The organism is Paracoccus sp. FO-3, from assembly GCF_006386455.1.
GTDB classification, from domain to species: Bacteria; Pseudomonadota; Alphaproteobacteria; order Rhodobacterales; family Rhodobacteraceae; genus Paracoccus; species Paracoccus versutus.
On the sequence record NZ_VCBQ01000134.1, the window covers coordinates 1 to 10525 of the forward strand.

The following is a 10525-nucleotide window of genomic DNA, read 5'->3' on the forward strand; positions in this document are numbered from 1 at the left end:
CCCCGCGCCGGCCCCCGCCCCCGTGCAGCCCCGCGCCCCGGAAATCCAGCAGCCCCGCCAGGCCTCGCAGGCCGAGCTGACCGAGAACCGGCTGAACCTGTCGCGCGGCGACCGGGTGACGATCCAGCGCCGGCTGAACACGCTGGGCTATTCGACCGGCGGCGCGGACGGGATCTTCGGCTCGCGCTCGCGCGCGGCCATCCGGGGCTGGCAGCAGCGCAACGGCTATGCGGTGACGGGCTATCTGACCGGGCCGCAGGTGGATGCCATGCGGGCGCAGGCCAATGCCGCCGCCCCCAGCCGGGACGAACAGGACCACGCCTATTGGCAGCAGACCGGCGCCAGGGGAGGCGTGCGCAACCTGCGCGCCTATCTGGACCGTTACCCCAACGGCATCTATGCCCAGACCGCCCGGCAGCGGCTGGCCAATGCCGACCGGGACACCCCGCGCGGCGACCGCGAGGACCAGGCCTGGGCGCGGGCGCGGCAGGCCGATACCGTGCAATCCTATACGCAATACCTTCAGAACTTCCCGCGCGGCGAACATGCCGAGCAGGCCCGCCAGCGCCGCAACCGGCTGATCAACCAGGGCCAGATCGGCAACGGCGTCATCGGGCTCGACACGATCATCCGCGAACTGGTGAAGTGACCCCGCTCAGTTCAGCATCACCATGGCCAGGAAGGGGCCGGTGTCCATCAGCATGTCCGAAAAGCGGCGAAAGCTTTCCGGGCTGACCGGCGGCGCGTCCGAGAAGTAATCGGCCAGCGCCCAGCCCTGGATCACCCCGTCCACCGGCAGCGGCGCCGGGTCTTCCAGCCATGCCCCCAGGTCGATGCCCATCGGCCCGCGCCAGAACGGGATGCTGCGCTCGCCCGCCAGCAGCGCCTCGCCGTCGGCCAGCACCGCCTGCCAGGCGATGCCGGTGCCGGGCGGAAAGGCGATGCCGGTGGCCGAGACCTGGCGGTCGTTCGGGATCCATTCGCCGGCATCGTCGCTTTCCTGCCCGACCAGCGTCCAGAAGCGGCGGTTCTGGTCGATGGTCTGCTGCCAATGCGCGCGGGCGGCGCGGGTGCGCCCGGCATCGGGCTGGTTGCGCAGCATGTCGATGGCGACGGCCAGCGGGTCGATGAAATCGTCCAGCATGGGCGGCAGAACGGCCTCGCCCCCGGCCAGGCGGCTTTCGTCGATCCGGGCCCGCGTGGCAAAGACCTTGCGCAGGCTGGGCGTCGGGTCGAAGGCCAGCAGCAGCTCGCCCCCGCCCGAGACCAGATGCGTATAGGCCGCAAGCCAGGCCGCATCGGCGCGGTCGAAGCGGATCACCGGCAGCGCGGGCGGCGGGGCGGGTTCGCCCGTCTCCGGGTCAAGGCCCGGCATGCTGGACCAGACGATCCCGTCCAGCAGTTCCGCCGCGCCCTCGCCCATCCCGCGCCGGCCATCGGCGTCGAGGTCGAACCACAGATCGCCCAGCGAGATCGCCAGCCCGAAATCCTCGTCCGCCCCCAGCCCGTCCAGCGCGGCGCGGCTGCGCGCCATCGCCTCCAGCGTGGCCTGCGTCTGCTCGGCCAGCGCCTCGGGCGGCATCGGCTGCGGCGGCACGGTTTGCGGCAGCTCGGCGGCCGAGCCGAAGATCATGCCGCCAAAGGGCGCCACGCCATAGGTCACGCGCCAGCGCCAGGCCGCCTCGACCGCGCCCAGGAACTCCAGCCCGGCGATGGCGAAACGCTCGTCGGGCGCCGGGGCGGGCAGCGCATGCAGCCGCTCCAGCGTGGCGGCGATGCCGTTCTGCGCGATTTCCCGCGACAGCGGCGACGGCTCGACGGGCTGCGGCGCCTGCGCCTGCACCGGGACGGCGGGCGCGGCAAGGGCAAGCGCCAGGGAAAAGGTCAGCCGCCTCATGGCCGGCCCTCCGCCAGGCGCTGCGCCAGTTTGCGCCGCGTCCAATCCTCCAGCGCCAGCTCTTCCGCCCGGTCGCGGGCGCGCAGCCAGATCGGATCGGCCCCGAAGCGCGCCTCCAGCCGCGCCATCAGCGCCTGCGCCGGGCCGTCGCCCGCCGCCGCGGCCAGCGCGGCCAGCCGCCAGGCCAGCACATAGCTGCGCATCACGCCCTCGCCCTGCTCATGCGCCAGCGCCGCGTCGCGCAGCGCCAGGGTCGAGGCGAAGCTGCCCTCGGGCGGGGCGGTTTCGGCCGCCTCCTGCGCCGCCAGCAGATCGGCGGTGGCAAGCCCGGCCTCGATCCGCTCCAGCATCGCGGCGCCGCCCGTCACCCCCTGCGCCGCCGCCCGCAGCGCATGGCCATAGGCAAGCGCGGGATCGGTGCCGGCGGTCAGCCGCGCCAGGGCCAGCGCCACCTCGGCATCCTCCCGCATGGGGGTCAGCAGCTCGACGGCGCGGCGGCCGTTTTGCGGCACCCCCCTGCCCTCGGCCAGCGCCAGGCCCAGGGCGCGGTTGTCCTGATGCGTCGCGGGATCGGCGATCAGCGCCACCGGCGGCGTGGGCAACCCGTTCGAAAGCTGCGGCCGGAACAGCGCCGCCGCATCCTCGGGCCCGGCCCATAGCGTGGTGTCGAAGGCCACCGGCTCGGCCGGGCGGACCTCGGCGGTGACAAGGCCCGGCTCGGCCATGAAGGCCCGCAGCGCCCGCACCAGCCCTTGCTGCGACTGGTGCAGGGCGCTGCCCGGCTCGGCGGTCAGCAGCGCCTGCAAGGCCTCGGGACTGCTGGCCTCGGGCGGCAAAAGCGGCTTCAGCCTTTCCCAGACGCCCAGGTTTTCCGCCGATACATGCGCCGCGCGCAACGTGCCGCGCAGGCCGATCTGCGGCGTCTCCTCGGTGACGGCGCCGGTCTCGTCGGGCTGGCTCGCCGCCGTGATCTTTTCGAAGAAATCCGGCGAGAACAAGGAAACATAATCGAAATCCGCGCCCGCCTCGATCCGGGCAATGCCAGGGCTGATGGCCTGGATGTCGGCGCTCAGCGCACCGCTGCCCGAGGCCTGGCGCAGATCGACCGACAGCGCGGCCAGGGGAATGCTGGCACCGCCCGTCACCACGCCGATCATCGCCGCATTGGCGCCGAAGCAGTTGTTGGCGATCGACAGGTCGGCCGCGTCCAGGCGCAGCCGCGATTCTGCCTGGTTCCAGAGGCTGAGGCCCGAGACCTGCAGCCGCCCCAGCGCAACCCGGCAGTTCTTGTGTCGGCCCAGCCCGGCGACATGCAGGTCGCGCAGCACCAGCCCACCGCGTTGCGCGTCGATCTCCAGCCCGTCATAGCGGATGTCGGCCACCATCCGGGCATAGGAAATCGCGCCGCGCACCAACCCCGCCGCGATATTGGCGGGGGAAAACACGCTGGTCGGCGCGGGCTCGGCATGGGCGGTGTCGGCCAGGGCCAGCGAAAGGGCGGCGCCGGCGGCAAGGCGTCGGGCAAGCGGGCGCATGGTCTTTCTCCTCTTGCTGCTTCGGCAAGAAGGGAAAGCATCGGCGCGAAACTTGCAAGCCGCTTCGGCGCCGGCGCGGGCCTAATCGGCCGGCACCTGCCAGGCGCCGCCGCCTGGTCGCCGGCATGGCAGTCAAGCGGCTTGCCGCCATAGGCCCATTGCAGCGCGCCGTCGCTGCGCTCGACCACGGTCCAGCCCTTGCCCTTTTCCTCGTCGCTGCTGCCCAGATAGGACGGGCAGATCCTGGCGCAATCCCCGCAGCAGGCGGATTTTCCCTCGGCATCCGGGTCGAACGCGTAAGGCGTCATGCCGCCGTCGCCCGTAACCACGGCCTGGGCCTGCGCTGCACCAAGGGGCAGCAGGGTACGCCCCGCCGCCATGCAGATGGATACCATCCTCACGACCGACACCCCGGAGCATCTCGCATCGGACTGCATTCCGTCGGGCTGCGGCCGGCCGCGGACATGACAGGCGCGTCCCCGGCCGGCGTCGATGGATTGGCGCGGTCAGCCGGGACGCCGACCGCCGCGTTCGATCGCGCCGCGGGAGAGGCGGTCCATGAGCAGCGCTACGGCGACGATGGCAAGGCCGGCGCGCAGGCCCAGGCCCATCTCCATCCGCGTCAGGCCGCGCGTCACCTCGGCGCCCAGCCCCCCGGCGCCGACCAGCCCGGCCAGGACCACCATCGCCAGCGACAGCAGGATGCACTGGTTCAGCCCCACCAGAAGCGTGGGCCGGGCCGCGGGCAGCTCGATCTTCCACAGGATCGTGCCGGGTTTCGCGCCGATGGCCTGGCCCAGCTCCTTGAGATCCCTGGGCACGCCGCGGAAGGCCAGCGTCGTCAGCCGCAGCATCGGCGGCACGCCGTAGACAATGGTGGCGATGATCGCCGGAACCCGGCCCAGGCTGAAGATCATCACCGCCGGGATCAGGTAGACCCAGGGCGGCACGGTCTGCATCACGTCGAGGACCGGGCGCAGCCCCGCCTCGAGCCGCGGCCGGCGCGCGGCCAGGATGCCCAGCGGAAAGGCGATGGCGACCGAGATCGTCACCGCCACCGCCACCAGCGCGATGGTCTGCATCGAGCCGGTCCACAGCCCGCTGAGCCAGCAAAAGCCCAGGCAGCAGCCGGCCAGGATCGCCGCGCGCAGGTGGATGGCCAGCAGCGCCGCCAGCACCGCAAGCCCGATCACCGCAAGGGGCGGCAGCGCCAGCAGCGCGCCCTCGATCATGCCCAGGACCGCCTCGATCACCCTGGTGATCAGGGCGAAGAACGGGTGGAAATTGGCGTTCAGCCAGTCGATCGCCGGCGCCAGGAAGGCTCCGGGGGAAAATTCGCTCGGCAGGGTCATGTCCGCGCTCCGTTGCGGGGCCGGGCCGCGCCCTGGGTCAGGCGGTCCAGCATCATGGTCAGGATGACGATGGCGATCGAGGCGTCGATCGAGGTGGCGATGTCCAGCGTGCGGATGGCGCCGTAGATCGTCTCGCCCAGCCCGCCCGAGCCGACGATGCCGGCGATCACCACCATGCCGAAGGCCATCATCAGGCTCTGGTTGATCCCGGCCATGATCGAGGGCACGGCAAAGGGCAGCCGGATCTTCCAGAACATCTGCAGGGGCGTGACGCCGGTCGCCTGGCCCAGCTCGATGAACTCGCGCGGGGTCTGGCGGATGCCGAGCGCGGTCAGCCGGATCGCCGGCGGCATGGCCACGATCACCGTCGCCACCAGCGCCGTCGCCGGGCCGTAGCCCAGAAGCGCAATCGCCGGCAGCAGGTAGATATAGGGCGGCAGGGTCTGGATCAGGTCCAGCACCGGCACCAGCGCCCGGTCGAGCCGCGGCATCAGCCCGGCCAGCACCCCCAGGGGCAGGCTGATCGCCAGCGCGATGATGCTGGCGGCGACGACCAGCGCCAGCGTGCTCATCGTCTCGGGCCACAGCCCCATGGCGGCGCAGGCCAGCAGCGCCAGCGCGACGCCCAGGCCGAAGCCGCGCCCGACGACGCGCCAGCCCAGAAGCCCCGCAAGCAGCGCGACGACGTAGAAGGGCGGCAGCTCCAGCAGCCACAGCGCCCCGTCATAAAGCCCCTCCAGCACCAGGCGGAAGAAGTCGAACAGGAAGGCGGCGTGATCGCCAAGCCAGAACAGCGCGTTGTCGACGGTTTCGTCGAAACCGGCGATCAGGGCGGACATCTCCATCACCCCGCCTCCTCAGGCCGCCGCGGCGGGCGCGGCGGCGGCATCGCCGCGCACGCCCGACAGCAGGTTGCGGATGGTGACGATGCCGACCACCGCATCGCCCTCGACGATGGCCACGGCGTCGCGGTCCGAGCCGGCGATGGTGGCGATCAGCGTGTCGATGTCGGCCTCGGGCGGGCAGCACGGCAGGCCCTCGGGCGCACCCGCCCATTCGCCGGGCGGGATCATCACCGAATGCGCCTTGACCAGGTGCAGGCGCGAGATGCCGGCGACGAAATCGGCGACATACTGGTCGGCCGGGTTCATCACGATCTCCTCGGCGGTGCCGGTCTGGATGATGACGCCGTCCTTCATGATGGCGATGCGGTCGCCGATGCGGATCGCCTCGTCGAGGTCATGGGTGATGAAGACCGCCGACTTGCCCAGATCCTTGGTCAGCTGGCGGAACTCGTCCTGCAACTGGCGCCGGATCAGCGGGTCGAGCGCCGAAAACGGCTCGTCCATCAGGATGATCTCGGGGTCCGAGGTCAGCGCACGCGCCAGACCTACCCGCTGCTGCATGCCGCCAGAAAGCTCGGACGGGTAGCGCGCGGTCCAGTCCGCCAGCCCCACCTTGGCCAGCGCGGCCTGGGCGGCGCGGTTGCGCTCGTCCTTGCCCACGCCCTGCACCTCGAGCCCGAAGGCCGCGTTTTCCAGCACCGTGCGCTGTGGCAGCAGGGCCACCGACTGGAACACCATGCCGATATGGCGCGCCCGCATCCGGCGCAGCGCCGCCGCGTCCAGGGTGGCGATGTCCTGGCCCTTGACCATGACCTGGCCCAGGCTCGGCTCGATCAGCCGGTTGAGCAGTCGGATCAGCGTCGACTTGCCCGAGCCCGAAAGCCCCATGATGCAGAAGATCTCGCCGCGCCGCACCTGCAAGGTGGCGTCCGAGACGCCGACGACGCAATTGTATTGCTGCAGGATTTCCTTTTTCGTCAGCCCGCGTTCCGTAATCGCCCGGATCGCCTCGGCATTGCGCTCGCCGAAGACCTTCCACACCGACCGGCAGTCGATCAGAACCTCGGCCGTGTCCGCGTCCGTATTCGCCTTTTCCATCTTTCCCTGTCGCGCCTTCCTGCTGGGTTTGCGGTCATGCCGGGCGGCCCCGAGCCGGGCCGCCCGCTGCGGCGGTCAGTAGGACTTGATGTTCGACCAGCGGCCGATCAGGTCGGCATTGGCCGCGGTCCAGTCGGCGATGGCCTGGTCCATGCTCTGGCCGTCGCTGACCGCGCCGTTGATCGCGGTGATCACGGCAAGCGGCACGTAGACGCTGGCGATGATCTCGCGCGCCTCGGGGTTTGCCTCGGAAAAGCCCTTCTGGCCGATCCAGTAATAGCCCTGCGGCGGCGGGAAGACGCCCTTGGGGTCGGCCAGGAACTTCACGTCGAACTTCTGCATCATCCAGGACGGCTCCCACAGGGTGACGGCGATCCATTCCTGCCGGTCGATGGCCGATTTCAGCGCCGCGGTCATCGCCGCGGTGCTGCCCTCGACCAGCTGCAGCGTCAGCCCGTATTCCGACACCGCATCGGCCGCGTCGCGCATCAGCCCCGAGCCGGGCTCGATGCCGACGATCTTGCCGCCGAACTTCTCGGCATTCTCGTTCAGCTGCTCGACCGAGTCGATGGTGACGTAGTTCGGCACCGCGATCGCCTGGTAGAGCCCGTGCGAGACCGGCGAGATCTTCTCGAGCCGGCTCTTGTTGCGCTGCCAGTAGTCCTGGGCGACGTAATCGGTCTGCGAGGCCAGGATCTGCACGTCGCCCTTGGCCAGCGCCGCATAGGCGATGCCCCATTCCGAGAACTCGGTCACCTCGACGGTATAGCCCTTGTCCTCCAGCACCTTCTTGGTGATGCCGGTGATCGGGGTCAGGTCCTCCCAGGACAGCGTCCCCATCTTGACCACCTTGTCCTGCGCCACAACCGGCGACGCAAGCCCAAGCGCCAGGGCGCCGGCAAGGACGGCTTTGAAAAGTCTGCGCATGCGTGTTCCTCCATGGATCTGTTGGTCCGCAGCCCCCGCCACCGGGCAAGAGCCGTCATTCGCCGCGCAAGCCTGTCGCGGCGGGATTTGTCCGGCCCCCGTTGCAAGGGACCGTTAAGGCGGCAATTTCCGGGGGGTTGTCGGCCGGGATGCTCCAAAGCGTCCCCCACGCCCGGAATAGACGAATTTATCCATTACCGCCGGCCTTCGGGCAAACGAGATTTTCCTGTAGCGAGGCATTAGAAAATCTGCGGCAACGGCCGGGGCGGCATCAGCCCCGCTGCAGGTCCGGCGCTGCGACCGTCAGTCCCGCCCCTGCGCCCGCAGCGCCGCCAGCACATGATCCACGAAGGCCGCGACCCCGGCCCGCTTGAGCGATTTCTTCCTGCAGTTGAGGAAATTGCCGCGGCCCGCGGTGATCGGCGCGGGATGGGCAAAGACCAGCCGGCCTTCGGCGATGGGGCCGCGAACCATGTGGTGCCAGCCCAGCATCACCCCTTCGCCGGCCAGGGTGGCGTTCATCAGCAGGCTGACCTTGTTCGTGGACAGGCTCGAGGGCGCCTTGGACCATTCGGCGCCCTGGGCGCGGAACCATTCCGCCCAGCCCAGCGGCTGCCAGCCGATCGCATCCGCGCTCCAATGCCGGTCATGCAGGTGCAGAAGATTCACCCGGTTCAGATCCTCGGCCGCCGCGAAGGGGCCATGCTCGGCCAGGAAGGCCGGCGTGCAGACCGGCTGGGCGATCTCCTGGAACAGGAAATGCAGCTCTTCGCCGACCTCGCAGCGCTCGTTGCCGCACAGGATGGCGATGTCCACCCCGGAATAGTTGCGCAGGGTGTCGTCGGCGTCCGAGGCCAGCACGACGAAGCCCACCTCGGGGTGGCTGCGCCGGAAGCTGTCGATCAGCGGCTTGAGCCAATAGGCCGCCATCGCGTCCGTGGCCGAGATGGTCACGGTCTGCGGCCCCTCGTCCCCCGCCAGCACCGAAACCGCGGCGCTGATGGTGTCGAGCCCCGCCGTCACCGCCTGGAACAGGCCCGCCCCTTCGGGCGTCAGTTCCAGCGCATTGTGCTTGCGGATGAACAGGGCCACCTCCAGGGCGCGCTCCAGCAGGCGGATCTGCTGGCTGACGGCGCCCTGGGTCACGTTCAGCTCCTTCGCCGCCAGGGTAAAGCTCAGGTGCTTGGCCGCGATCTCGAAGGTCGCGAAGGCCCCAAGTGACGGCAGGTAGCGGCGCTTGATCGGCGGCATGGCAGTGACGCTTTCCCTTGGACAGGGCGTCATTCTAGCCGGGACTGCCATTCTTTCCAGCGCATATAAGCATTGGCGCCGATGGTGTCGAAAGGATGCGGCGGCAGGCGCGAGGGCTCGGCCTCGGCGGTGAAGAAGGCGGTGATCGTGCTCGACTGGCCGCACAGCATCTCGGCCGCGCCGATCCCGGTCAGCGTGCTGCGGGTGGTGCCCAGCCCGTTGTCCACGCAGGCGGCGAACAGGCCCGGCTCCAGCTCGCGCATGACCGAGACGCCGTTCCTGGACAGGCACAGATGCCCCGACCAGCAATATTCGAAGCGCAGCCCCTTCAGCATCGGGAAACGCGCGTCGAATTTCCGCCGCATATGCTCCACCAGCCGCGACAGGTCGCCGGCGCTGGTCTGCATGTTCGGCCGGTAATAGCCGCCCTGCCGGATCACGATGCGGTTGCCGCCCTGGGCCGGGCCGATCCGGCGCACGGTGGTCCCCATCGGGTCGGCCGGCGTCGCGCCCCAGCATTCATGGCCGCCAAGCGCGCGCAGGGCCTCGGGCGACAGCTCCTCGGTCATGCAGGCGTTCAGCATGATGTGCATCAGCCGCCCGCGCTTGAAGCCGAAGCTCTCCAGATGGCCGTTGTTGGCCATGACCACCCTTTGCGCCTGGACCGAGCCCTGCGCCGTCTCCAGCCGCCAGCCCTGCGCATTGCTTTCGATCCGGGTGACGGGCGAATCCTCGTGGATGCGCACGCCTGCCCGTTCCAGCCCGGCGGCAAACCCGCGCACATAGCCGGCCGGCTGGATCATCGCCGTGCCGGGGGTATAAAGCCCGCCCTGGTAATAGCCGGTTCCGGTGATCTCGCGCATGGCCTGGGCGTCCAGCATCTCATGCGCCTCGCCCAGGTCGCGCAGGTGCCTGGCATAGCTTTCATTCGCCGCCAGGCCGGGGGCCGAGGCGGCGGCGTTGATCTTGCCCGCGCGCTGGAACCAGCCTTCGGGGATGGCGTATTCCGCCACCGCCTGCGCCGCGAAGTCGATGGCATGGCGGTTCAGCGCGGTCAGCTGCCGGTCGTGGCTGTCGCCCGAACCGGCATAATCGCTGGAGGTCAGCTCATGCGGCAGGTCGATCATGAACCCCGAGTTGCGCCCGGTGCCGCCCTCGGCGATCCGCGATGCCTCGAGGATCACCACGTCCAGCGACGGGTCGATCTGGTGCAGCCGCCGCGCGGCCGAAAGCCCCGCGAAGCCGCCGCCGACGATCGCCACGTCGCAGCCCGCCTGCCCTTCCAGCCGCGCGCGGGGCGCGGCGGGGGGCAGGATCGCATTCCACCCGGCGGGGCCGTTCAGGACCGGGGTGCGAATCGCCCGATGGCTGCCCATGTCAATCCAGGCTCACGTCTTGCTGGTTGAGGTCGATCCAGATTGTCTTGAGCTGGGTATACTGGTCATGGGCGTGGATCGAATTGTCGCGGCCGCCGAAGCCCGATTGCTTGTAGCCGCCGAAGGGGGTGGTCACGTCGCCCTCGCCGAAGCTGTTCACCGTCACCGTGCCGGCCNCACGTCGCCCTCGCCGAAGCTGTTCACCGTCACCGTGCCGGCCCGCAAGGCCCGCGCCCCGCGCAAG

The 10525-nt window shown here is 70.1% G+C and carries 10 protein-coding genes; 1 reads left to right on the forward strand and 9 read right to left on the reverse strand.

Annotated elements, in window-relative coordinates:
• A partial coding sequence (locus FE811_RS23560) for a peptidoglycan-binding domain-containing protein (protein WP_140848986.1) occupies positions 1-649 on the forward strand: 649 nt, incomplete at its 5' end.
• A 6-nt stretch (positions 650-655) separates the two neighbouring features.
• Here the strand turns inward: FE811_RS23560 and FE811_RS23565 are convergent.
• The 9 genes from FE811_RS23565 to FE811_RS23610 form a co-directional block, all read right to left on the reverse strand.
• Positions 656-1897 (reverse strand): hypothetical protein, encoded by a 1242-nt coding sequence (locus FE811_RS23565; RefSeq protein WP_140848988.1) that lies wholly within the window; start codon positions 1895-1897, stop codon positions 656-658.
• Positions 1894-3432: a hypothetical protein gene (locus FE811_RS23570; RefSeq protein ID WP_140848990.1), complete on the reverse strand. Its 1539-nt coding sequence runs from the start codon at positions 3430-3432 to the stop codon at positions 1894-1896. Before FE811_RS23570 ends, FE811_RS23565 begins: the two co-directional genes overlap by 4 nt.
• Before the next feature lie 506 nt (positions 3433-3938).
• Positions 3939-4784, reverse strand: coding sequence for a proline/glycine betaine ABC transporter permease (locus tag FE811_RS23580; RefSeq protein ID WP_140848992.1), 846 nt, complete (start codon positions 4782-4784; stop codon positions 3939-3941).
• Positions 4781-5629 (reverse strand): proline/glycine betaine ABC transporter permease, encoded by an 849-nt coding sequence (locus FE811_RS23585; protein WP_072464106.1) that lies wholly within the window; start codon positions 5627-5629, stop codon positions 4781-4783. Before FE811_RS23585 ends, FE811_RS23580 begins: the two co-directional genes overlap by 4 nt.
• Positions 5630-5641: 12 nt before the next feature.
• Entirely contained in the window at positions 5642-6727 is a 1086-nt protein-coding gene (locus FE811_RS23590) for a glycine betaine/L-proline ABC transporter ATP-binding protein (RefSeq protein ID WP_072464107.1), read from the reverse strand.
• A 75-nt stretch (positions 6728-6802) separates the two neighbouring features.
• Entirely contained in the window at positions 6803-7654 is an 852-nt protein-coding gene (locus FE811_RS23595; RefSeq protein ID WP_140848994.1) for a glycine betaine ABC transporter substrate-binding protein, read from the reverse strand.
• 303 nt (positions 7655-7957) lie between these two features.
• Complete coding sequence (locus tag FE811_RS23600; protein WP_036760958.1) at positions 7958-8905, reverse strand: LysR substrate-binding domain-containing protein; 948 nt, start codon at positions 8903-8905, stop codon at positions 7958-7960.
• Positions 8906-8934: 29 nt separating this feature from the next.
• Entirely contained in the window at positions 8935-10281 is a 1347-nt protein-coding gene (locus tag FE811_RS23605; RefSeq protein WP_140848996.1) for an FAD-binding oxidoreductase, read from the reverse strand.
• A 1-nt stretch (position 10282) separates the two neighbouring features.
• Positions 10283-10525: aldehyde dehydrogenase family protein (locus FE811_RS23610; RefSeq protein ID WP_255469834.1), on the reverse strand; the 243-nt coding region annotated here is incomplete at its 5' end.

What these genes read in the sequence shown, in the direction of transcription:
- FE811_RS23565 (WP_140848988.1), bottom strand. Translation starts at nt 1,897, where the DNA reads ATGAGGCGGCTGACCTTTTCCCTGGCGCTTGCCCTTGCCGCGCCCGCC.
- FE811_RS23570 (WP_140848990.1), bottom strand. Translation starts at nt 3,432, where the DNA reads ATGCGCCCGCTTGCCCGACGCCTTGCCGCCGGCGCCGCCCTTTCGCTG.
- FE811_RS23580 (WP_140848992.1), bottom strand. Translation starts at nt 4,784, where the DNA reads ATGACCCTGCCGAGCGAATTTTCCCCCGGAGCCTTCCTGGCGCCGGCG.
- FE811_RS23585 (WP_072464106.1), bottom strand. Translation starts at nt 5,629, where the DNA reads ATGGAGATGTCCGCCCTGATCGCCGGTTTCGACGAAACCGTCGACAAC.
- FE811_RS23590 (WP_072464107.1), bottom strand. Translation starts at nt 6,727, where the DNA reads ATGGAAAAGGCGAATACGGACGCGGACACGGCCGAGGTTCTGATCGAC.
- FE811_RS23595 (WP_140848994.1), bottom strand. Translation starts at nt 7,654, where the DNA reads ATGCGCAGACTTTTCAAAGCCGTCCTTGCCGGCGCCCTGGCGCTTGGG.
- FE811_RS23600 (WP_036760958.1), bottom strand. Translation starts at nt 8,905, where the DNA reads ATGCCGCCGATCAAGCGCCGCTACCTGCCGTCACTTGGGGCCTTCGCG.
- FE811_RS23605 (WP_140848996.1), bottom strand. Translation starts at nt 10,281, where the DNA reads ATGGGCAGCCATCGGGCGATTCGCACCCCGGTCCTGAACGGCCCCGCC.